Origin of the sequence: Microbacterium sp. A94, from assembly GCF_051842855.1 — a bacterium.
GTDB lineage: Bacteria > Actinomycetota > Actinomycetes > Actinomycetales > Microbacteriaceae > Microbacterium.
Genome location: NZ_JBPXMU010000002.1, coordinates 728569 through 751147, shown reverse-complemented (window position 1 = coordinate 751147; position 22579 = coordinate 728569). Strand labels below are relative to the sequence as shown.

Annotated in this window: 23 protein-coding genes; 4 read left to right on the top strand and 19 right to left on the bottom strand. The window is 64.6% G+C overall.

Annotated features, from left to right (window positions below; all coding sequences use genetic code 11):
• Window position 1 precedes the first annotated feature (1 nt).
• The 3 genes from ACSU1L_RS09515 to ACSU1L_RS09505 all read right to left on the bottom strand — a co-directional run bounded on the left by ACSU1L_RS09515 (window position 2) and on the right by ACSU1L_RS09505 (window position 3723).
• Complete coding sequence (locus ACSU1L_RS09515; RefSeq protein WP_439255606.1) at window positions 2-1681, bottom strand: ABC1 kinase family protein; 1680 nt, start codon at window positions 1679-1681, stop codon at window positions 2-4.
• Window positions 1682-2254: a PadR family transcriptional regulator gene (locus tag ACSU1L_RS09510; RefSeq protein ID WP_439255577.1), complete on the bottom strand. Its 573-nt coding sequence runs from the start codon at window positions 2252-2254 to the stop codon at window positions 1682-1684.
• 128 nt (window positions 2255-2382) lie between these two features.
• Complete coding sequence (locus tag ACSU1L_RS09505) at window positions 2383-3723, bottom strand: DUF222 domain-containing protein (protein WP_439255576.1); 1341 nt, start codon at window positions 3721-3723, stop codon at window positions 2383-2385.
• 100 nt (window positions 3724-3823) lie between these two features.
• On the opposite strand from ACSU1L_RS09505, the gene ACSU1L_RS09500 reads away from it, so the two are divergent.
• Window positions 3824-4120 carry a DUF503 domain-containing protein gene (locus ACSU1L_RS09500; RefSeq protein WP_438252677.1) on the top strand — a complete coding sequence of 99 codons (297 nt, stop codon included), beginning with the start codon at window positions 3824-3826 and terminating at the stop codon, window positions 4118-4120.
• A gap of 78 nt (window positions 4121-4198) precedes the next feature.
• Entirely contained in the window at window positions 4199-4864 is a 666-nt protein-coding gene (locus tag ACSU1L_RS09495) for a hypothetical protein (protein WP_439255575.1), read from the top strand.
• Window positions 4865-4936: 72 nt separating this feature from the next.
• On the opposite strand, the gene ACSU1L_RS09490 is transcribed toward ACSU1L_RS09495, so the two are convergent.
• Entirely contained in the window at window positions 4937-5506 is a 570-nt protein-coding gene (locus ACSU1L_RS09490; protein ID WP_439255574.1) for a DapH/DapD/GlmU-related protein, read from the bottom strand.
• Window positions 5496-6746 (bottom strand): MFS transporter, encoded by a 1251-nt coding sequence (locus tag ACSU1L_RS09485; protein WP_439255573.1) that lies wholly within the window; start codon window positions 6744-6746, stop codon window positions 5496-5498. The genes ACSU1L_RS09490 and ACSU1L_RS09485 overlap by 11 nt, the downstream gene beginning before the upstream one ends.
• A 99-nt stretch (window positions 6747-6845) precedes the next feature.
• On the opposite strand from ACSU1L_RS09485, the gene ACSU1L_RS09480 reads away from it, so the two are divergent.
• Entirely contained in the window at window positions 6846-8069 is a 1224-nt protein-coding gene (locus tag ACSU1L_RS09480; RefSeq protein WP_439255572.1) for a hypothetical protein, read from the top strand.
• 102 nt (window positions 8070-8171) lie between these two features.
• On the opposite strand, the gene ACSU1L_RS09475 is transcribed toward ACSU1L_RS09480, so the two are convergent.
• The gene (locus ACSU1L_RS09475) at window positions 8172-8759 is read right to left on the bottom strand and encodes a TetR/AcrR family transcriptional regulator (protein WP_439255571.1); all 588 of its coding nucleotides are present in this window, start codon (window positions 8757-8759) and stop codon (window positions 8172-8174) included.
• A gap of 79 nt (window positions 8760-8838) precedes the next feature.
• Complete coding sequence (locus ACSU1L_RS09470) at window positions 8839-9822, bottom strand: PfkB family carbohydrate kinase (RefSeq protein ID WP_439255569.1); 984 nt, start codon at window positions 9820-9822, stop codon at window positions 8839-8841.
• 238 nt (window positions 9823-10060) lie between these two features.
• Here ACSU1L_RS09470 and ACSU1L_RS09465 point away from each other — a divergent pair, with 238 nt between their 5' ends.
• Window positions 10061-10909, top strand: coding sequence for a hypothetical protein (locus tag ACSU1L_RS09465; protein ID WP_439255568.1), 849 nt, complete (start codon window positions 10061-10063; stop codon window positions 10907-10909).
• Window positions 10910-11855: 946 nt separating this feature from the next.
• On the opposite strand, the gene ACSU1L_RS09460 is transcribed toward ACSU1L_RS09465, so the two are convergent.
• The 12 genes from ACSU1L_RS09460 to dctP are packed head-to-tail and all read right to left on the bottom strand — an operon-like array spanning window position 11856 to window position 22409.
• The gene (locus tag ACSU1L_RS09460) at window positions 11856-12908 is read right to left on the bottom strand and encodes a sugar kinase (protein ID WP_439255567.1); all 1053 of its coding nucleotides are present in this window, start codon (window positions 12906-12908) and stop codon (window positions 11856-11858) included.
• Window positions 12901-13518, bottom strand: a complete 618-nt coding sequence (locus ACSU1L_RS09455; RefSeq protein WP_439255566.1) for a bifunctional 4-hydroxy-2-oxoglutarate aldolase/2-dehydro-3-deoxy-phosphogluconate aldolase — start codon at window positions 13516-13518, stop codon at window positions 12901-12903. The genes ACSU1L_RS09460 and ACSU1L_RS09455 overlap by 8 nt, the downstream gene beginning before the upstream one ends.
• Window positions 13518-14348: an aldo/keto reductase gene (locus ACSU1L_RS09450; RefSeq protein ID WP_439255565.1), complete on the bottom strand. Its 831-nt coding sequence runs from the start codon at window positions 14346-14348 to the stop codon at window positions 13518-13520. The genes ACSU1L_RS09455 and ACSU1L_RS09450 overlap by 1 nt, the downstream gene beginning before the upstream one ends.
• 6 nt (window positions 14349-14354) lie before the next feature.
• Window positions 14355-15371 (bottom strand): Ldh family oxidoreductase, encoded by a 1017-nt coding sequence (locus ACSU1L_RS09445; protein WP_439255564.1) that lies wholly within the window; start codon window positions 15369-15371, stop codon window positions 14355-14357.
• On the bottom strand, window positions 15371-16333 hold the full coding sequence (locus ACSU1L_RS09440) for a cyclase family protein (RefSeq protein ID WP_439255563.1): 963 nt from the start codon (window positions 16331-16333) through the stop codon (window positions 15371-15373). Before ACSU1L_RS09440 ends, ACSU1L_RS09445 begins: the two co-directional genes overlap by 1 nt.
• Entirely contained in the window at window positions 16330-16563 is a 234-nt protein-coding gene (locus tag ACSU1L_RS09435; protein ID WP_439255562.1) for a biotin/lipoyl-containing protein, read from the bottom strand. Before ACSU1L_RS09435 ends, ACSU1L_RS09440 begins: the two co-directional genes overlap by 4 nt.
• A gap of 41 nt (window positions 16564-16604) precedes the next feature.
• Window positions 16605-17639 carry an alpha-ketoacid dehydrogenase subunit beta gene (locus tag ACSU1L_RS09430; RefSeq protein WP_439255561.1) on the bottom strand — a complete coding sequence of 345 codons (1035 nt, stop codon included), beginning with the start codon at window positions 17637-17639 and terminating at the stop codon, window positions 16605-16607.
• Window positions 17636-18610: a thiamine pyrophosphate-dependent dehydrogenase E1 component subunit alpha gene (locus ACSU1L_RS09425; protein ID WP_439255560.1), complete on the bottom strand. Its 975-nt coding sequence runs from the start codon at window positions 18608-18610 to the stop codon at window positions 17636-17638. The genes ACSU1L_RS09430 and ACSU1L_RS09425 overlap by 4 nt, the downstream gene beginning before the upstream one ends.
• The gene (locus ACSU1L_RS09420) at window positions 18607-19353 is read right to left on the bottom strand and encodes a GolD/DthD family dehydrogenase (RefSeq protein WP_439255559.1); all 747 of its coding nucleotides are present in this window, start codon (window positions 19351-19353) and stop codon (window positions 18607-18609) included. The genes ACSU1L_RS09425 and ACSU1L_RS09420 overlap by 4 nt, the downstream gene beginning before the upstream one ends.
• Window positions 19354-19363: 10 nt before the next feature.
• The gene (locus ACSU1L_RS09415; protein WP_439255558.1) at window positions 19364-20707 is read right to left on the bottom strand and encodes a TRAP transporter large permease; all 1344 of its coding nucleotides are present in this window, start codon (window positions 20705-20707) and stop codon (window positions 19364-19366) included.
• The gene (locus ACSU1L_RS09410) at window positions 20704-21276 is read right to left on the bottom strand and encodes a TRAP transporter small permease subunit (protein WP_439255557.1); all 573 of its coding nucleotides are present in this window, start codon (window positions 21274-21276) and stop codon (window positions 20704-20706) included. The genes ACSU1L_RS09415 and ACSU1L_RS09410 overlap by 4 nt, the downstream gene beginning before the upstream one ends.
• 8 nt (window positions 21277-21284) lie before the next feature.
• On the bottom strand, window positions 21285-22409 hold the full coding sequence (gene dctP / locus ACSU1L_RS09405) for a TRAP transporter substrate-binding protein DctP (protein ID WP_439255556.1): 1125 nt from the start codon (window positions 22407-22409) through the stop codon (window positions 21285-21287).
• Between the last annotated feature and the right edge of the window lie 170 nt (window positions 22410-22579).

The following is a 22579-nucleotide window of genomic DNA, read 5'->3' as shown; positions in this document are numbered from 1 at the left end:
TTCAGTGCCGGCCACCGAAGAGCGCATAGAGCAGCGGCGCCGCCGAAACGATCATGAGCACCGCCCCCAGTGCGGGCAGCGGCGTGAGCAGCAGTGCACCCCCGACGAGCATGCCGGCGAACAGGACTGCGGCAACCGCGCGACGGCCGATGCTCATCACGATGTCGAGCCGCCGTTCGAGGCGGGATGTGTCGAACGTCACCGTGCCGTTGTCAATACTGGTGATGACGTTGTCGATGCGCTGCGGCAGCCGCCAGGTGACGTCTGCGGTGCGGAGTGCTCGACGAGCCAATTCCTGCACGACGTTGCCGCTCTCATCGCGGATCAGGCGCGCGGCATAGGGCTCGGCCGCATCCCAGACGTTGAAGGCGGGGTCAAGCCCGCTGCACATACCTGAGGTGAGCGAGACCGCACGGATGAGCAGCAGCATATCTTCAGGCAGCTGCAGCGGAAGCGACCGCACGACATCGCCGAATTCGGCGGCGAAGGCGCTAAATTCCTTCGGGTCGACCTTGCTCAGTTCGGCGACGCCCATCCCGCCGAAGCGTGCGAACAGGGCGGTCAGGGCACGTTCGAGTTCGAGGGTGTCGGCGGTGGGGAGCAGCATCCCGATCTCCTGCGCGGAATCCACCAGGCCTTTGCTGTCGCGCCCGGCGACGGCGATCAGCAGCGTTCGCAGCCCGTCACGCAACCCGTCTGGCACCTCGGCCATCATGCCGAAGTCGACAAAGGTGAGTCGCCAGCCGGTCCCCGCCGCTGTTCCCTCCCCCGATGCGGGCGTGACGAAGATGTTGCCCGGATGCGGGTCGGCGTGTACGAAGCTGTGGCTGAACACCTGGTCGAACATGACCTCGGCGAAGACCTTCGCGACCTCAGTCGGGTCGATCCCCGCCGCGCGCAGGGCCGTACCGTCATTGATCTTGATCGCGGTAACGTCCGACAACGTCAGCACGCGACGGGTGACGCGTTCCCAGACGATCTGCGGGGTGTTGACGCGAGGGTCGTCGGCGAAGTTGTCCGCGAAACGTTCGGCGTTCGCGGCTTCGTGCAGGTAGTCAATTTCCTCCAGGCTGGTCTGGGCGAACTCCTCGACGAGGGCTGGCGCATCGACACGGCTGGAGACGAGGCGGATTCGGCGCAGCCAGCCAGCGACGCGGCGAAGCGCGGCGAGGTCGGTGGCGACGATCTCGTCGATGCCGGGACGCTGCACCTTCACGACGACGTTTCCGAGTCCGGTATCGGCGGCGTCGAGTGCGGAGAGCCGGGCGCGGTGGACTTGGCCGAGCGATGCGGCCGCAAGCGGTTGCTCATCGACCCAGGCGAATGCGCGTTCGAGGGGTACGCCGAGTTCAGCTTCGGCCAGTGCTTTGATGTCTGCGAAGGAGACAGCGGGGACTTCGTCTTGCAGCCCGGCGAGCTCATCGGTGATCTCGGGCGGGAGCACATCAAGACGAGAGGAGAGGAACTGCCCCACCTTGATCATGAGTCCACCGAGCTCGATTGCGAGCACGTGGAACCGTTGGGCCAGTCGCTGCATCCGTCCGACACGACTGCGCTCCGTGACGCGCGAAAGGCCGACGCGTGGCAGGAACAGCTCGAACCACCACAGCTGCACCAGTTGCCTGGCGGCGAACGCGATGATGCGGCGGTAGCGTGCGCGGTGGGGACTCACTGCCCCAATTCACTTCTCGGCGAGGATCGCGTACAACCGGCGCCGTGCGTCTTCGAGTACGGCCACCGCTTCCTGCACCTGTGCGGGAGAGCCGGTGCGAGCGACCTGCGCGGCCGCGCCGGCGAGATCGATTCCCGCTTTCGGCAGCGCAGTGTGCGTTGATCCGTCGCGGGAAGAAAACGCGGCCCATGGTGCTGGCTTTTCTGCTGCGATCTCGGCTTCTTCACGCCCAGCACCGGTGAGCGAGTAGGTTTTGCGGCCGTTCTGCTCTTCTGCGGTGAGGAGCCCTTCGTCAGCCAGGAGCTGCAGCGTGGGATAGACCGATCCGGCGCTGGGTTTCCACGCGCCCCCGGAACGCTCTTCGATCTCATGGATGATCTGGTACCCGTGCATCGGCTCTTCGGCGAGGAGCGTGATGACGGCCGACCGTACATCTCCGCGCGCCATCCGCGAGGGCCCGGTGCGCTGCTCGAAGGATTTCCTGAGCTGATCCATCGCATCGAAGATCGCGGATGCCGGACCGCCGGCACCGCCGAACATTGCTCCGTCGCCGAACGGGCCCGAAGGGAATGACGTGCTCATGAGGACCTCCCGATAGTGGGTGACGCCGAATGGCTCTGGGGAGTTAACGATATATCGTTCAGTATCGCTAGGGAAGGGTGCGGCGCGAAGAGACCCGCTCATGCCACAGTGCCCCATGCCGCAATACCTCATGCCGCGATATCGAATCGTGCGCGCCCGCCGAGCCGGGGCTCGCGTGCTGGATCGACATAGTTCGGGGGAATAAACCAGACCCGCGCCCCAGCGCCGACGCCGTCAACGTTGACTTCCCACCCGTTGTCATGGATGCGATGGTGGCACGTCTCGCAGAGCAGCACCCCGTTCATCAGGTCAGTTCGACCGTGATGTCGTTGCCACCACCGGATGTGATGAGCTTTGGTCATTTCGGGTGGAAGAGCGCACATTGCGCAGCCGCCGTCCCGTTCGACGAGCGCCAACCGTTGAGCTCGAGTAAACAGCCGCTTCTTCCGGCCCCAATCGAGAATCTCGCTATCACCGCCGAGGACACAGGGGATGATGCCGTCACCCGCGGCCATTCGCCGGGCTGCGCTGACGCTGACTGGCTGATCTGCGCCGTCGATCGTTGCCCATCCGGTACCGGAGATCAGATCTTGCAGGCTGATGCGGACGATGACCGTGGCACCGGCGAGCGGTAGCTTCGAGTCGCATCCGAGCACGTGGGAGCAGAACGCCGCGAATGCGTCCGCTTGAATCATCGCTACGCTGCGGCGGTCAGCATCCGGAGCATTGGGGTCAACTGAATCCTTACGCGCAACGAACGCGGCAGACACGAAGCCGCGGAACGCGGCAAGGATCGGGGCACCGCTTTCGATATCGGTCTTGCCGCTGAAATGTAGCTCTCCATCGCGCTCGAACATGTTGAAGAAGCGCTTACTGCGACGCTCCTCTTCTCGCGGCTCGACGCCGTCGGGGTCGAGCCATGCCTCGGCGCGCACAATGAGCTTGCGCAACTCGTCGAGGCTGAGCCCGACGGCGTTCTCGGTGAGGACTCTCTCCCCCTCGGCGATGCGCTCGGCGCCCGCGGCCACCCGACAGCGATCGAGCAGCGTGATGATCATCGCCGCCGCCTGCGCGCTCAGCTCTCCAGAAGCTAGAGCCTCACGCACCAGTTGATACTTCGCCGGCAGAGGGTTGCCCAGCAGATCTGACCGCGGCGCGGTCCCCTCACCCACTTTGATCAGCCGGAATGCGTCACCCGACGACACCCCCGTCGTCGCAGCAATCAGCTTGGCGGCCGTGCGGAACCCCTGCTGCTTCGCCAAACTGTCTGGACCGAGTTCCGTTCGCGACTCGTGAGCGATCCCGGCGGCGACATCGACATGCAGGGCATCCAATCTCCGTTGCAGGAGACCGACAGCCGTTTCCGCTGCGATGAGCTGTTCTCTCGTAAAAGTATTCGAGTCACCGGCATCCGCCCACACAGCGTCCAGCCCATTCAGGGCCTCGTGGATTGCGGTCAACTGTGACATGACTCCAGCTTAGCAACCGAGTTCGACTTTGTCGAACATTATTTCGAGAAAATCGAACTTTCGGCAGATAGCAGGGTGGCTCACGTGCCACACTTGCCGCATGTGGATCGGCTGGCTCTGGTGCGATGTTTTACTCGGCGATGTGCGCTCCCTGAAGGAGAAGCGCAGCGTGATTCGTCCATTGATCTCCGACCTGGCCCGTCGCACCGAATCCGCCGCCGCCGAGGTCGGCGCCCATGATCTGCACCGGCGATCAGAGATCGGAGTGTCCGTGATCGCGGCAGAAGCCGCCCATGTTCGAGACATCCTCGATCGCGCGGAGCGGATGCTGGCGGAGGAGCATCCCGAGATCACGCTGTTGTCGACCCGCCGCGGATTGCACTCCAGCGACGACTGATCGCGGCCAATGACCGGACCACCCCTAGCCCCGATCGCCGTCGTGTGACATTCTTGCCCGACACGACCGGAGGTGATGATGGACACCATTCTCTTCTTGGGTTTCGCGATCGCGTACCTCGTCCTGCTGATCTGGGGGATCGCGCTAACAGTTCGACGCGGGCGACTGATCGTCTCCGACCTCGCACTACTCGTATTCGCAGCCCTCGTCTATGACAACGCCGTGATCGGTCTCGGTTCATTCATCGGCGAGAGCGCGGGCCTCGAGGCGCTCAACGCCGTGCGCTATTGGTTGCACGCGCTGGTGACGCCGATGCTGGTGCTCGTCGCGTGGAACGTGCTCGTTCGCGCTGGTGTGCGCTGGGCCAAGACTTCGTGGGCGACGCTGGGAGCCATCGTGATCACGGCCGCGCTCGTCACCTACGAGGTGATCGTGGGCGCGGCTCCGGCGCAGCTGGTCGCGCAGCACGAGTACGGAACGCTGAGCTATTCGAATGAGAATGCCCCGGGTGGCCCGCCGCTCATGGTGCTGTTCGTGGCTGCCGCGCTGCTTGTCGCCGGCATCTACGCGTGGAAGCGCCAGGGGTGGCCGTGGTTGTGCATCGTCACCATCCTCATGGTGATCGGAAGCGCCATCCCGTTCGATTTTCCCAGCGGAGCGGTCACGAATGCGTTCGAGCTGGTGCTGCTGGTCGGCGTCCTTGCGACGATCGCGTTCCAAGATCGGCGCGCCAAGGCCGGGTGACTCCGGGCGGGTCGACGTGCACGGCACACCCCGGGACGCGCTCGCAGCGCGCCTACCTCCACCCGCCCCCGCTCACTCAGGAACGGAGCGCACCACACGCGCGGGTGAGCCCACGACGATCGACCCCGCCGGCACATCCTTGGTGACTACGGATGCCGCCGCCACAACGGCGTCATCGCCGATCGTGACCCCGGCCAGGATGGTGGCGTTGGCGCCGATCCAGACGTTACGGCCGATCATGACAGGAGCCGGGTGCATGTCCGCACGATGGCTCGGCGCCAGGTCGTGGTTGAGGGTCGCGATGACCACGTTGTGTCCGATGAGGCAGTCGTCGCCGATGGTGATGCCGCCCTGGTCTTGGAACTTGCATCCGGCATTGATGAAGATGCGCTTGCCGAGCGTGATGTTCCGCCCGAAGTCTGAGGAGAACGGCGGGAACATCGTCACCGTCTCATCCACCGGCTTCCCGATCAGACGCGACAGCAGCGCGCGCACTTCGGCCGGCTCGTGGTAGCCGCCGTTGAGCTCGCCGGTGATGCGCATCGCCTCCTGACTCGTCCGATGCATGACCTCGTGCAGTGGCGAGTCCCCCTTAATGGTGCGACCAGAATTCAGTTCGTTCAGAAGATCGTCAAGATCCATGGTGCTTCTCCTTCTCTGCAGCCGTGGTGATCAGTCCAGGGGCCCGCCGCCTGTCCAGCACGCCGGCGAACGCCATCGCGACGAGTCCCGCAACGGGCACGACGAGCAACCCCCACCGGAGCCCGGCGTTGTCCGCGATGAAGCCGACGAACGGTGGCGAGAGCAGGAAGCCCAACCGCAGCAGCCACGACACGATCGTGAGGCCGGCGCCGTGGCGCAGGCCCGGAAGCGCGTCGGCTGCTTGCATCGCGGCGGGAATGAGCGTCGCCGACCCGAAACCTGCCGCGGCGAAGCCGAGGATCGTGCCGGGCACGGTCGGAAACATCAGCGCCAGCCCCATCCCGACGAAGATGAGCAGCCCTCCGGCGCGGGCGACGGCACGCTGTCCGAACCGGTCGACGAAGCGGTCGCCGGCGAGGCGTCCGATGAACTGTGCGCCGACGAGGGCGATGTATCCGGTCGCGGCGAGGACCGCGGGCGCGTCCAGCGAGGCGGAGAGGTAGAGGGTCGCCCACGACATCCCGGCATCCTCGACGACGGCGCCAGCGATAGAAATGAGCACGAGCGCGACCATCACGAAGACTGTCCGTCCCGAGATTCCCCGCCGCACGGCATCGCGGATCTCGGGGCCGTCGGCGACGGCATCCTCTTCGGTGACGTCGTCGCGGCCCGGCAGACACAGACGAAGTGCGATGAGCGCGACGATGCAGAACACGACGGCAGAGATGGCGAGATGGATGCCGAGGGGCAGCGCGATCGCGATCGCCACAGCTGCCATCGATCCGCCGAGAACCGCGCCGATCGACCAGATCGCATGGAAGGAGTTGATGATCGAGCGGCCGTAGCCGCGCTGCACGCGCAGACTATGCGCGTTCTGGCCGACGTCGGTGATCGCGTCGGAGGCGCCGCCGAGGAACAGGCCCAGCGCGAAGAACAGTGCCGACGGCGCGATTCCCGCAGCAAGCAGGCCGAGGCTGGTGATGATGGTGCCGATGACGGCGACCTTCGCCGAGCCGAAGCGACGGATGAGCACGGCCGCAGCAAGCCCGGCAACGATCGCACCGGCGGGGAAGGCGGCGATCGCGAGGCCGTAGGCTGCAGCATCCAATCCGAGCGTCCGCTTGATCTCCGGATAGCGCGGCAGGATGTTCGCGAACAGGGCACCGTTGGTGAGGAACAGCAGTGCGACGCCGACGCGCGCGCGGCGGAGAAGAGGAGCGACGGTGGTCGTGCTGGGCATATCTACCAGCGTAGGCCGGGGCAGCGGGGCGGGCGCCGCGGTCCGCGCGGCCGCCCTCGCTATGCTGGTCGCGTCTTAGTCGCCACGGGGGGATCCACAATGACCACGAGACGCACGCGCCGCGCGGCCGCTTTCGCCGCAGCATCCGCCGCTCTGGCACTGACAGCAATGCTGTCCGGATGCGGCCTGATCTCCGGCGGCAACTCCGGTGGCCCTGACGTTCCCGCTGATCTGGTGCTGCATCCATCCGGCGACGAGGGGGCGTGGATGCTCAACGGGTACTCCGCCGGCACGTCCGGCGAATGGGTCTCCGATGACATGCTCTGCGGCATCCGAGATGGCATCGCGATCCACCGCGATCTGACAGACAGGGCGGTCACGCTCATCGCCACCGACCTCGCAACAGGCAGCGACCTGTGGCGGCTCGAGACCGAAACGCCGGGCGGCGTGAACTGCGCGCCCGTTCTGGATGACCGCCTGTACACCTCCGAAAGCGAGATGAATGCGAACGGCGACTACCGTTCCATTGTCGTGCGAGTCGACCTGGCCACCGGCGAGCGCACCAACATCTACGAAGCACCCATCAACATCTCGATATTGACCGCGTTCGCCCATGAGGGTGAGACGGCCTACGCCCTTGCCGCCGCCGACGCCGGCGAGGTGCTGCTCGCCTTCGATGGTGCCGGGCAGATCGCCTGGCAGGCCCCGATGAGCGCCGTCGCCGAATGCCACCTGCTGTCCGGACACATCGCCTGCGTCGACATGATGACCACCGAGTACACCATCCTCGACGCCGCCACTGGCGAGATCACCGCCTCCGGAAGCAGTCCCAGCGATCCGAACGACCTCGTGAACTTCGCCGCTGACGGATTCGCGCTGACCACCGACCGCGTTTCCTTCACCGAAGCCACCTACACCGGCTACGACTTCGACGGCAATGAGATCGGCGAGCTCGACAGCGCCCGTGGCCCCGGTATGCCCTCTGCCCTGGATGGCGTGTTCTACGAATTGGACGACTTCAACTACTGGACTATCGCCGCCGTCGACAGTGCGGGAACCCCCGTCTTGAAGCTCCCCGGCGGCCTGGACAACGGGCTCGACTCGGTAGCGACCGGCAAGAACTTCCCCGACATCGAGCTCGACGCCGTCTCAGCCGACGGACAGACCATCGTCACGGCACCCTTCGGCGCGCCGGCGCTCATCCTCGACCTCGATGCCAACACGATCGCAGAGCTGCCCAGCGGCGACGGGATCCGAACCATCGGTGGGTATCTCACTTCCACGCGCGACAGCGGCTCGGTCGTCTACCTTCCGGCTGGATAGCGGATGCCACGGACAGCGGATTCCGCCCCCTCGACAAGCTCAGGGAGCGAGATCCGCCGCCCGGCGTTACTGGTCACTGAGCCTGTCGAAGTGCCGGCGTTGTTAGGACGCGGATGCCTCGGGAACGGCGATGCCGCGCATGAGCACCTCGCCGAGAGCATCCGCCTGAGCGTCGTCGATCTTGCGTCCGAGCAGAGCCGCATATGAGGCGGCCGCGGCGAATTGGTTCGCGACGGCTGCCGCATCGATCTCGACACGCACTTCACCGGCCTGCTTGCCACGCTCGATGCGCTCGGTGATCCACCCGATGATCGGCTCGGTGAACCGTTGATTGAGTTGTGCACCCAGTTCTGGATCTGCCACGTTGACGGCGATCAGCGCCCGCGCGAGCGCAGTGTTCTCGGTGGTGCCGATCCGCGCCATCATCGTCGACACCCACTCGCGCAGGTCGGTGCCGAGATCCGTTGTCATTGGGACCGGCGGGGCGTTCCCCGGTAGCTCCCCTTCGAGCAACGCTTCCCCCAGGATCGCTGATTTCGACGGCCACCAACGGTAAATCGTCTGCTTCGATACCTCGGCTTCGGCAGCCAAGCCCTCGATCGTCGCAGTTTCATATCCCCCGGTGGCCAGTGCATTCCGCATCGCAGCCAGGACAGCCTGGCGTGCCTTTTCGCTTCTTGGACGGGCCATTCCCTGATCGTAGCCGAGCAAAATAGCACATACTGAGCGCTCCGTGACAAAATTTCGCACCGAAGATGGTTTCAGGGACTCACCGGCCGCGCAGGAACTCCTCGACCTCAACTGCGGTCGGCGCGGTCGTCGGCCCTCGACGGGTGACTTTGATCGCGGCCGCCGCGTTGGCGCGTCGACAAGCGTCCACCCAACTCGATCCGACCGCGATACCGGCCAGCAGCGCACCCGTGTGGGTATCACCGGCCCCGTTGGTGTCGACGGGGGTCTGCGGAAAGCCCGCCACGTAGGTGCTTTCGCCGCGCGCCTGCACCGCGCAGCCTTCGGCTCCGTCGCGGACGATGGTGATCGCACCGGCCCGCATCAGCGGCGCCAGCGCGCCGGATTGCGCGACGATCTCGCGTTCGGATGCTTCGACCGGAACAGCCCGCACCGCCAGCAGGTCGGTCGCTTCCTCTGCGTTGCCGGTCCACACGTCAGTGCGGGCGAGCATCACGTCGCGCACGTCGGCAGGCAGCGCGGCGAACGCGGCCCCGGGGTCGAGGACGACGACGGCGTCCTCGGGGAGGGTTGCCAACCAGGTCAGCAGCGGGTCTCGGGTCTGTGCGACGGCGAGGGAGTATCCCGTGACGCAGACGAGGTCGCCGGGCTGGACGTCGGCGGTTGCAAGCGAATTGACTGTGATGTCGCGCTCGGCGCCCAGCGTCGTGATGAAGGTGCGCTCGGCGGTCGGTTCGACCAGCACGATGCATACGCCGGTGTCGCGTGTGGTGATCGGCGGGGCGGATGCTGTGATGCCATCAGCATCCAGTGCCTCACGGATGAGATCGCCGTGCGGGCCGGTGCCGAGCGCACCCGCGTGCACGCACTGCGCACCCAGGCGGGCTGCTGCGAGCAGCACGGTGACGGCGCCGCCGGCGTATTGAGCGTCGGAGCCGGCCATCACGTTCTGTCCGCGCGCTGGGATGTCGGGCACTTCGATGACCAGGTCGACCAAGGCTTGGCCGGTGTGGATCACGCGGGGGCGGTGCGCACGGCTTGTCTCCAGAAATTGCGATGCCATGGTCGGATGCTACCGCGGTCGCCGGACATCCCAGTCGCTGCAAGGCATCGGGGCCAATGTCCATGCCCCCGAATACACTCAACCTCGATAGGTCCGCACGGGCCCTGGAACCCGACTCGAGTTCCCCGATTCGCGCCCTGCCCTTAGGGCGATATTCGGCGTGCGTGCGAACCATCGCCCTACGGCATCCGTCGTGGGGCAGGCCGGTGCTCCACGCACACTCCTGAAGGAGAATCACATGTCCATTCCCAACCCTCCTGCGACTCCCGCTCCGCAGCAGATGCCTCCTCCGATGCCGCCCGCTGAGGCGACGGCATCCGCGCCGAAGAAGACGAACGTCCTCGCGCTGGTCGCGCTCATCGTGGCAGCCGTCGGCTTCATCTTCGCGTGCATTCCTGGCGCTCTGATCGTCGGCTGGATCCTGCTGCCGATCGCGTTCGTGCTCAGCCTCGTGTCGCTGTTCCTCAAGGGCGGGCGCAAGTGGATGGGCGTCGTCGGCCTCATCCTGTCCGTTGTTGGCACGATCGTCGGGGTGGTCGTCTTCTTGGGCGTTATCGCGAGCGCGGCCGATGAAGCGTTCGACGAGGCCTTCGGCGACACCGAAACCACCGTCACACAGCCTGCAGATGAAGAGGTCGTCGCGGTAGATGAGGAAGAGCCGGCGGATGCTGCCGAGCAGGGCACTCGCGAGAACCCGTACCCGCTTGCCTCGCAGATCAGCACCGATGACTGGACCGTCGTCGTGAACAGCTACACCGCTGACGGGGCGGCGGCAGTTGCCGACGGCATGTTCAACGACCCGGCACCTGCGGGGTCGCATTACGAGATCGTGAACTACACGGTCACATACACCGGTGATGAGTCCGGTCTCGCGGCCGAGGTCGGCATCGCCTTCGTCACCAGCGCCGGCAACGTCGTCAACAGCTACGACTCGATGGTTGTTCTCACGGACGGCATCGGGATGGACGAGCTCTACAACGGCGCATCTGCCACCGGCTCTCAGGCCTTCCTGGTGCCGGACGGCGAGACGGTGCTGATCCGGGTCAGCCCCGGGATGCTGGCTGACGAGGTGTTCGTTCAGCCGTAAGTAATGAGCCGCAGCAGGGGCCCAAATGGGGATGCGGGCCTCTGCTGCTTTTTCGCATACGGGGTCGTGAGGCGCGCATTGCGCATTAGCGATGCGGCGGCAGCGATAGTCGCGATACTTTGAGCGTATGAATCTGCGATCCCTCCCAACCTTCGCAGTAGCCGCTGTTGGAATTCTGTTCGTAGTGACTGGGTGTGCGCCGACGTCCACAAACCCGAGCATCGGTGCTCCTGAATCAGCCAGTCCGTCAGAGAGCCCGCCAACCACCACTACGCCGATGCCGTCACCGGCGCAGGAGGTTCGTGATGGCGATGACTACCCCACAATCGACAGCATCACTTGCGAAGGGATGCTTGATCCGCTCATAGTCGAGACGCTCACATCCCTCAGCTTGACCGCAGCTCCAAAAGAGTTCGCCCAGTTCAACGTGCCACTTTCCGGAGCAGCGCTCGAGTGCCCATGGGGATTTGAAGGCGATATGCATTCAAGTGTCTACTTCGCGTGGGCAGCCCTCACACCCGCCGAACATCATGCTTACCACGAAAGCACGAGGAGTAATGGGTACCTCGAAGAGCCTGGCAACGACGGCGTGTGGCTCCGTGACCCTTCCGGACCGCCCGGAGGTGAGGTTCTGGTCAGCGAGCGCTGGGTAGCGTTCGCTCCTACTCGAGCATTGATCGACGCGATCGTTTGGACGCGCTGAGGCGCATCAGAACCGGTGCCATGGATCCGCGTAAATCGTTGGGTCGCCGAGCACCTATCTCGATCCAAGAATCTGTCGCGCAGCTACACCGCTGACGGCGCCCCTGCAGTTGCAGACGGGAGTATGTTCAACGACCCGGCTCCGGCGGGCCGCGCCGAACTGCGCAATCGGCCGCCATCCTCAATGCCGTTATCACTTGGACCCGGCAATTGTCAGACACTCCCTGATATGGGAATGAGTTTGTCAAGGACGCAGGGGTGAGCGGATGCCGTTCCCGTCGGCTGCGGTGTCCGCTCGTTCCGGGCGCGTCTGGTGGTGACGCGCGTGTCGTGTTCGACCCGTTGTCAGTCTGACACGGATCAGGTGCTCGCGCGCCTGCGCCTGCACCTGATCTTCGGTGAGGGTTGCCACGTCTCCGCGCTGGGTGAGCACGCTGCGCGACAAAACATGCCCGCGTGCCAAGCACATTTCCGGGTCGTCGCGGCGTAGCCAACCACTCAACCAGCCTGCCGCGAACGCATCCCCCGCACCGACCGGGTCGACGACGTCAACTATCGGTGACGGCACGAAAATCTCGCCCGCCTTCGTGAACGAGGTTGCCCCGATGCCGGCATCCTTCACGACCAGCACGGCCACCTCCGGGAGGAGGGAGCGCACGTCCTGTGCGGTTCGCGTGCCCCACAGCATCTCGGCCTCATCGCGCCCGACAAACACGACATCGGCGCGCTGGGCCGCCTCGCTCATGACCGACGCGGCATCGTCCCGGTCTGCCCACAGCGCGCGGCGATAGTTCACGTCGAAGCTGACCGATCCCGCTTCCGGGTGCCCATCGAGCAACGTCCCTACGAGTTCGGCGGTAGTGTCACTGAGTGCGAGGGTGATGCCCGACGTGTGGGTGAGGGCTGCACCGCAGATGCGGGTTGCGGCCTCCGCGGTCAGGTGAGAAGCGGCTGATCCCTTGCGGAAGTACACCGGGGTGGACGACCCCGCCGCGTCGAAGAGCTTGAAGTATGCTCCTGTCGTATGCACCTCATCCACGGAGACGCCTGACACGTTGACCCCGGCCCCACCGAGCTCCGCCAGCGCAAGCCGACCCAGCTCATCGTCTCCGACGGCGCTGATCCACGCGGTGTCGATGCCGAGCTGGGCTAGTGCCATGGCAACATTCGCTTCTGCGCCGCCCACCCCGAACCTCATCGTGGCACCCACGCTGAGCGGTTCTGCGGCGGTCGGAGTGACCCAGGCGATCGCCTCGCCTACGGTGACGACGCGCGCGTGAACAACGAGGTCAGACACCGCGCACCTCTGCCACGAACTCCGCGGCGATGCGCTCCAGGATCTCGTCGGAGGCCTCAGCCAGCTGACCTGCACCGAAGAAGCTCACCCCCACACACGCGGCAGAAGCCCCGAACTCCAGCAGTTCACGGCTGTCGGCAGCCCCCAGCCCACCCGACACCACGTAGGTGATGTGCGGCAGCGGACCACGTAGTTCCTTGAGGTAGCCGGGGCCCCCCGCACGCACCGGGAACACCTTCACGGCGGCGGCGCCCAGTCGGTGGGCGGTTTGGATTTCGGTGGGCGTGAACACGCCCGGAATGTAGGCGAGACCGCGCGCCGCCGACATCTCGGCGACGGGCAGATAGGTGTCGGGCGCGACGATGAAGGTGGCCCCTGCATCCGCCGCCAGGGTCACCTGCTCGGGCTCGAGCACGGTGCCTGCACCCACGGGGAAGCCGGGGAACTCACGTACCAGCTCGGCCATCAAGTTCTGGGCGTTCGGAACAGAGAACGTGATCTCGACAGCGTCGAAGCCTGCCGCAATTGCGGCGCGCGACGCACGGAGAGCTTCACGCTCTGTGGGAACCCGTGTAACAAGAACGAGTCCGGTGGGTGCGAGGGTAGTCATTAGTCGATCTCATTCGGGTCGTGGCTCACGCGGCCGTTGCGTTCCATGTTGTCGATGCGTTGCATCTGCTCGTCGCTCAGCGAGAAGTCGAACAAAGAGAAATTCTCGCGGATGCGGGCAGGAGTGGACGACTTCGGGAAAATGATGTTGCCGTGCTGCAGGTGCCAGCGCAGCACCACCTGCGCCGAGGTGCGCTCGACGCCCGCCGCAATGTCGGTGATCGTCGGGTCAGTCAGCAGCGGGTACGCGCCCTGACCAAGCGGCGCGTACGCCTCAACCGCAATGCCGTTCTGGGCGCACAGGGCGACCAGATCCTGACGCTGGTATGCGGGGTGCAGTTCGATTTGGTTCACCGATGGCACATACGTACTGTTCTGGAGCAAACGGGTGAGGTGCGGCTCGAGGAAGTTCGATACCCCGATCGAGCGCGAGGTGCCCTGCTCGGCGAATGCCTGCATGACCTCCCATGTTTCGAGGTACTTGTCATTCTTCGGCATCGGCCAGTGGATCAGGAACAGATCCACGTAGTCCAGGCCCAACAAACTGAGGCTCTCGTGGAAGGAAAGCTCCGTGGTGTCGCGCCCCTGCCACGGGTTCCATAGTTTGGTGGTGACGAAGAAGTCTTCACGCGGCAGACCGGAGGTTGCCAGTGCTCGGCCCACTTCTGCTTCATTGTGGTAAATCTGCGCGGTGTCGAAGTGACGGTACCCGATCTCGATGGCCTCGAGCACGGCGCGCTCGCAGTCCTCTGCGGCAATCTGAAACACCCCAAACCCGAGCTGCGGGATCGTGGTGCCGTCGTTCAGGACGACCGAATCAGGATTCATCATCGCCACTCAGCGCTCGGCAAGAATCGCCGACACGTCATCCCAGATCGCGCTCGACATGGTGATCTGGTCGACATTCTTTGCGGCGTGAGCACGCTCGACGTCTCCAGGGAGGAGAACTTTGCCGCCCGGGGTGGACGGGGTGCTCGCCGTGATCACCTCGGTGGCCTCTGTGGTGTCGGCGAGGAACGCCTCACTACCGACGAAGAAATCCGGGGCGACGACGATCAGCACGACGCCGTTGCCGGAGACGTAGCTCTCGTTGACCGAGGGGTGCCCGCCCGACAGCGCGCCGCCGAGCAGCTCGATCGCCAGGCTCAAGCCGTAACCCTTGTGGGCGCCAAACGGCAGAAGCGCTCCACCGTTATAGAAGTCGTTCGGGTTGGTGCTCGGCTGACCGTCCTTGTCGACGACGGATCCGGGCGCTACCTCGACCTCGGCCGCGCGGGCGACACGCAGCTTGCCCTCCGCGACGGATGCGGTCGCGAAGTCGACGATGACCGGTTCGTTCGCGGTCGGTACCGACACCGCGAACGGGTTCGTTCCGAGCATCCGCTCTGCGCCACCGAACGGGGCAACGCAGGGGTCAGAGTTGCACCACATCATGCCGACGAGTCCCTGCTCGGCGATCTGGTCGACGTATTCACCGATGCGGCCCACGTGGTTGCAGTTGCGCACGGTAACAACCGCCACGCCGAGTTCGCGGGCGCGCTTCACCCCGGCGACGACGGCCGCGTGACTGGCAACCTGACCCCAGCCGTGGTGACCATCGATCATGATCGCGGCGCCGCGGGAGGAGATGACCTCTGGCTCGGCGTCTGGCACAACAAGCCCGCGGTCGACAAAGCTCGAATACTCGCGCAGACGCACCAAACCGTGGGAATCGTGCCCCACTATCTGCGCCAGCACGAGCGAGTGCGCCACCTCGGCTGCACGGTCGGCCGGAGTGCCGAGCTTCATCAAAATATCAACGGCTGCTTCTTCAGCATCAGCAACCGCAATAGTACGGTTTTCCGCTTGGGACATCACTTCACCACCACAGGATTAACAGGCGAGCCAGCCGCCTCACGAATATGCAGCGGAGCCGCTGCGAACAAAAACTCTCGCTGGCCGTCTGCATCGCAGTCGGCCGCAAGCTCAGAGAGGTCACACGCCTCGCAGAACGCAACGCCGAGGTTGCGCATGAGGGCGTTGTGCAAGGGAAGCTGTACCCCAGATTTCGGATCGATGGTGGTTTCGTTGCCCATCGTGTCCGTCACCAGGCACGGGATCTCCATGCGGTGGAACCACTCGACGAGCTCGGTCGAGAAGGTCAGCCCTGGCTCACGGAAATCGCGGTAGAAGTCCGCGGCCTCCGTGTTGTACCAGCTCTCCAGCCATCCGGTTCGTACAACCAGGATGTCGCGGGGTCGAATCTCGACGCCTTGCGCCTCGGCGGCTTCCAGCACGTCCACAAGCCCGAAGGTCTCGCCACGCTCGAGGTACGGGCGCCCGCGATGGCGGGCGACATCCACGATCACTGCACGCCCGACAACACCGCGCTTCGCGATCGGTGCAACGCTCGCGAAGCGCAACCCGCCGACGGTGCTGACAGCGGGTTTGCCATTGTAGATCTGTCCGTCGTACCAGACGTGGCCCAGCGCATCGAACTGCGTTGTGCCCTGCAGGTAGCCGGAGATCATGTCATCGGCCCAGTGCATCCCGCCGGGAGGGGTTTCCTGGTCATCGTTAAGCCACGAGGCCTCATCGACCACCATGTAGCGTTCCATGCCGCGACGCCCAGGCCAGACCGGGTCGCCGTGCGGATGCCCCACGGGGGTCTGCAGGGTGAATACTTTGCCTTGACGCACCGACCCGACCCCCGCGAGCACCTGCGTCGCATCGAGATAGTTGAGCGATCCGACTTCGTCGTTGTCGCCCCATTTACCCCAGTTGCTCGGCAGGCCCGCCAGCAGCTCCCTCAGCGGGGGAACAGGACTGTCGGTCACGGCTGCACCCGAAGGACGACACCGCCCGCGTCAATCTCGTCGCCCTCGGCGACAAGGATTTCAGCGACCGTACCGGTGACCTCGGCGGTGATCTCGAACGAGAGCTTGGCGCCCTCCACCTCGCACATCGGGGTCCCGGGGGTGACCGCGTCACCCACGGAAACCAGCAGCGACACGATTTCAACCGAGTCGCCTTCGAGGCCGGCCTTGGGCACGATGATGTCAAACATATGTGTTCTTCCTTGTTGTGTTTCTGATCGGCGTTCAGGGCTCACGCGCGGGTGCGCGCAACAGCCGCCGCGATATCCGTGGGGTTAGGCAGGTATGCCGCCTCGAGCACCGGGCCGTAGGGCACCGGAACGTGGGGCGGGCCCACGTGCACGGGGGCGCTCTTCAGCGCATCGAAGGCCTGCGAGGTGACCGTCGAGATGATGTGCTCAGCGATCGAGCACACCGGGTTGTCTTCGTCGACGACGATCAGGTGACCGGTTTTGCGCACCGAGGTGATGATCGCGTCTATGTCGAGCGGCACGAGCGTGATCGGGTCGACGACCTCGACCTCGACACCCTGCTCGGCAAGCGTCGCCGCAGCCTCAAGTGCACGCGGAACCATGGCACCGATGGCGACGATGGTGGCGTCGGTTCCGGGGCGCTTGATGTCCGCTTCCCCCAGACGCAGGGTGCGCGGCCCGGTAGCCGCCTGCTTCTTCGAGTAGAGTGCCGTGTTCTCCAGGAAGAACACCACGTTGTCGTCGGCCACACACGCCGGGAAGATGTCGCGCGCATCCGAGGCGTTTGCCGGGACCACGAGCTTCACACCCGGAAGGTGGGCAAGCAGGCCGAAGTAGCTGCCGGAGTGGTGGGGGCCTGCGGCAAGGCCCGCGCCGTAGGTGGAACGCACCACGAGCGGCACTGTCACCTGACCGTTCGACATGTACCGCAGACGCGAACCCTGGTTGAGGATCGGGTCAAGGCACATGCCGATGAAGTCGATGAACATCAGCTCAACGATGGGTCGGAGCCCGCATGCCGCGGCACCGACTGCCGCACCCATGAGGGCGTTCTCAGCGAGCGGCGTATCGATGACGCGGCGTCGACCGAACTCACCGACGAGTCCGCTGGTCACCCCGAAGACGCCGCCGAGGCTGCCCGACTCCTCGTACTGCTCCATGCCTGCGCCGCCCGCGACATCCTCACCGATCAGGATGACGCGCTCGTCGCGCGCCATCTCGGTACGGATGGCTTCGTTGACGGCATCGCGCAGAGTGAACCGCTTGGCCCGTGGGGTGGTGGTAGTCGTGATCATCGGTTGTTCTCCCCGGCAAACAGGTGGCTGGTGACTTCTCGGGCATCCGGCCACGGCGATTGGCGCGCGAACTCAATCGAGTCGCCAACGACGCTGTCGATCTCGTCGGCGATGTGGGTAAACCAGTCGTCGGCTACACCGGATGCAGTGAGGCGTTGGCGAGACATCTCGAGCGGGTCGCGACCGAATGCCGTCCATCCCTCAGGCAACAGATAGTTCATCTGGTCGCCCACGAAGTGGCCGGTCTTGCGCAGGGTGACCGCTTCGATGAGGGTCGGGGCGCTTTGCTTTCGGGCACGGCGCACGGCCTCGCGCGTCGCCTCAGCGACGGCGAGCACATCCTGACCGTCAACGCGCACTCCCACCATCCCGTAGATCTCTGCCCGCTGGGCGAGGTCGGTGCGTGCGGCGTGGGCTGCGAGCGGGGTGCCTTCGCTGAATCCGTTGTTCTCGACAACGAAGATCACCGGAAGCTCCAGCACTGCGGCGAAGTTCATGGCCTCGTGGGTGGCCCCGTGATCGGTCGCACCGTCGCCCATGAAGGTGACCGCGATACCATCGGTGCCGCGCGTCTTCGCCGCAAGGGCTGCGCCACACGCCAGGCCGCCGCCGGAAGCAACGATGCCGTTGGTTCCGAGAAGCCCGAGCTCAGGCTGGTACAGGTGCATGGATCCCCCGCGCCCACCGACCACACCGGTGGAGCGACCGTATAGCTCTGCCATGAGCGCTCGGGGCTCAAGCCCCTTCGCGAGGGCGTGGCCGTGGCCGCGGTGCGTGGAGGTGATCTGGTCGGCGGAAGTCAGCTGCGAGCAGACTCCCACCGCCACCGCCTCCTGCCAGAGATAGAGGTGCGTGAACCCGGGGATCTCGCCGCGCGAGAAAGCATCACCCGTGGCCTCTTCAAAGCGGCGCAGCAGCAGCATCTCGCGATACAGCGTCTGCTCGAACTCTAGGTCGTTGGTGACGGTCATCGGATCACGTACCCGCCGTCGACGAGCAGGTCGTGCCCGGTGATCATGCCCGACTGGGTGACAAGGAACGCGACCGCCTGCGCCACATCCTCGGGAACTGCGAAGCGGCCCACGGGGATCTTGGCGAGCATCTCATCTGCCTCGTCGCCGTTCCAGACGTTCTTCGCGAGCTCGGTGAGCACCACAGTGGGCGAGATGCTATTGACGGTGATGCCGTCGCGCGCCCACTCTCCCGCAAGAACCTTGGTCATGCCCACCACCCCCGCCTTGGAGGCGGTGTAGGCGGCGTGACCGTCGATGGCGATCGTGCCGCACATGGAGGCGACGTTGACGATGCGCCCGTGACCTGCGGGGATCATGTGCCGGGCAACAGCCTGGCTCATGAAGAACATGCCTCGCAGGTTGATGTCGAGCGTGCGGTCCCAGTCGGCCTCGGTGATCTCCAGCGCTGGCTTAATGATGCCGATGCCCGCAGAGTTCACCAGGATGTCGATACCACCGGCCTCACCGACGACCCGCTCGACCACCGAGGTGATCGAGTCTAGGTCGGCGATGTTGCCAAGCACGCCCACCGCATCCGGCAGCGCCGAAGCCGCGGCATCGAGCGCGTCCTGGCTGATGTCCACGAGGTAAACATGGGCACCTCGGCGGTGGAGTTCGGTGCCGATCGCGAGGCCGATTCCCGCGCCACCGCCGGTGACGAGAGCAACCTGACCTGTCAGGTCGTCGATTGAGTGTGACATGTGCGCTTCCCTAGTCAAGAACGAGTGCGGGCAGGAACAGAACGATGTCGGGGAACGCCAGGAGAATCGCGACGATGATCAGCTCCACGATCACAAAGGGCAACAGCCCCTTGAACACGCGCTCGAGCTTCACCCCCGTCGCCGCGGCAATCACAAATGCGTTCAAACCCACAGGCGGGGTGATGAGCGATACCTCGATCATTTTCACGATGAGGATGCCGTACCAGACGCCGTCGAATCCGAGGTCCATGAGGGTCGGGTAGGTCAGCGGCACAACGATCACGAGAATCGCGAGCGAGTCGAGGAACATACCGAGCGGAATCATCGCGATCAGGATGAAGATCACGATCATGATCGGCGGAACCTCAAGCGACGTGAGGAACTGCGCGGCGTGGTGAGGCACGCGGGCCGTCACCAAGAAGAACGTGAAGATCGCGGCACCAATGAGCATCGCAAACGCCATGCTCTTGATGCCTGCGGTCTCTGCGAGAGCCTCTGTGAAGTCGCGGGTGCGCTCCTTACGAGACTTCCGACGGTTCTCGATAAACAAGATGATGATCGCCATGACCGCAGAGATGGCCGCGGACTCGGTGGTCGTCATCAAGCCGGTGAAGATACCGACCATGATCGTCGTGAAGATCAGGACGATGTAGCCCACGGCACGCGCGGACTCTCCGCGGGCGACCTTCGGGACGGCAACCATGCTCGCCGTTGCGGCGAGCTCCGATGCGAGTGGGCCGACGACGTTCTTGCGAGCCATGAGCATGACGGCGACCGCGTACACGATGGCGCTCATGATGCCGGGGATGACACCCGCGGCGAACATACGGGCGATCGACTCGCCACTGATGATGCCGTACATGATGAGCACGAGGCTCGGCGGGATCAGGATGCCGAGGGTGGCGGCGATGCCGACAATGCCGGTGGCAAAGGTGTCCTTGTATCCGTTGCGCTTCATCTCGAGCACGGAACTTTTGCCGATGGTAGCAGCGGTGGCGACGCTCGAACCGGAGACAGCTGCGAAGCCTGCGCACGCGGCGACGGTGGCGACGCCGATGCCCCCAGGTAGCTTACGGAATGCCTTACTTGCCAGCGCATAGACGCGTTCCGCGATGCCCGCTTTCATCACCAGTGTGCCCAAAAAGATGTAGAGCGGCACCACGATAAAGGAGTACGAGGCAGTCGCTTGGAACGGCACAGAGCCGAGCAGACCTGCACCGATGGAGAAAGTCTTGAGCATGACGACGCCGACGGCGCCAGAGACGGCGAGACACCAGGCGATCGGAACTTCGAAGATCAGCAGAAATGCGAAGAGTCCAAAGACGATCAGGGTGGTCGTTAGTTCGGGAGTCATTTCTCCCCACCTTCCAGGGCTCCGTCGGCGTCAGCGTCGACGGGGCCGGAGAACGATTTTTTGAGCTCGATGACCGTCTCGATCGTGCGCGTAACGTACATCAAGAACAGCGCGGCGAGTCCAACAACGATGACGATTCGGGCGGGCCAGACGGGCAGGTTTACCAGACCCGCGGCATACTCACCGCGACCCAGCGACTTGCTCAGCTCGATGTAGCTCATTACGGTCATCCAGAGCACGATGAGGGCGCTCACGAGCATCGCAAATACACGCACGACGGCGGTGGCCTTGCGCGGCATCCGCTCGGTGAGGATCGTGACGCGGATGTGGTCGCCGTTGCGCTCTGCTTCGGCAAGGCCCAGGAAGGCGATCAGAACAACCAGAAGCTGCATGTACTCGAACAAGCCACGGATGGGCTGGTCGAAGAACACGCGAGAGAGGACTTCAGCCGTCAGCAGCAGGGCTGCGATGACAGTGAACGACGCCGCGAGGATGGCGAGGACGCGGGCCAGGTGACCCGGGAACGCGATCAGCGCCCGGGCCACCGGCGTCTCTAGGAGACTGTTCATCAGCGTTTTTAATCGCGCGACAGGCAGTAGTTGATGCCGGTTGGAACGTCGCCCGCAGCCTCGTGCTTGTCGAGAGCAGTGTGGTATGCACTGTAGTACTCGTCGGCGTCGATCCCCGTGGCGCTCGCACGCTCAGCCCACTCGGCCTTCAGATCACCTTCGACGAGGTCGCCCCATTCGGCCTTCGCCTCGTCGCTCCAAACAGAGAGCGTCACACCCTCGGTCTCGGCGGCGTCGCACACGCGCTCGTAGAGCGGGTAGAGGAACTCTTCACCGTATGAGGCCATGACGTCATCACTCGCCTGCGTCAGAATCTCCTGTTGTTCGGGAGTCAGTGCGTTCCAGCGGTCGAGGTTCAGGAGGCCAGCAGCAGCCTGGTACGCACCCGCACCGGTGTCGGTGATGTAGGGCGTGACCTCGTTGAGCTTGAAGTCGAGCACCGCGTTGTCGAGCGTGGTGGCGAACCATCCGTCGATCACACCACGGTCGAGTTGCTCGTAGACCTCACCGATCGGCACGGCGACTGCGTTAGCGCCACCCTTATCGAGGGCGTTGAGGAGCATGCCGTAACCGCGCACCGACTTGCCACGGATATCGTCGAGAGACTCGACGGGCTCGCGCGACCCCATCACAGCGGTGGTGGTCGGCAGGGCGTGCAGGAGGTGCACGTTCTGCGCGTGGTACTCCGACTGCACCTCATCGGTGGTGCGGTACATCTCGGTCAGCGACTGGCCGACGGCGATGACGTTCTCGGTGGCGTACGGCAGCAGAACGATCGAGCCGAGCGGGAAGGCTGCCTGGTCGAAGGCCGGCGAAACCGGCGTGATGTCTGCACGGCCATCGCTGGCGCACGCAAGAAGATCGGGCGTCTTACACAGCGACTCTGACCAGAATGCCTCGAAGGTGATCTGGCCGTCGCTCAGCTCAGTGACACGCTCCATCCACCAGTTCATGGCGACGCTGCCGTGATCCATCTCGCCCACGTTACTGGCGTAGGAGAGCACGATCGGCTCGACTATTGCTTCTCCGCTATTGGCCGACTCTGACGTGCTACACGCCGCCAGGGTTGCCGCCAGGACGGCCACGGTTGCCACGGCTACGCCGCGAACTGCCCACTTTTTCCGGGTTCCCACTTCATCTCCCTCGATGTCGGGTCTGAGCCACTACTTCTCGGGCCCTGACTGCCGATTACAGTATCCCGGTTTCTGAAAAACAGCAACACTGTTGCCGTTATTCAGGAACAGCGTTACCGTTGATGCAGCCGTCCGGCGACTTTCAACGACGAAAACACTTCGAAGGAACA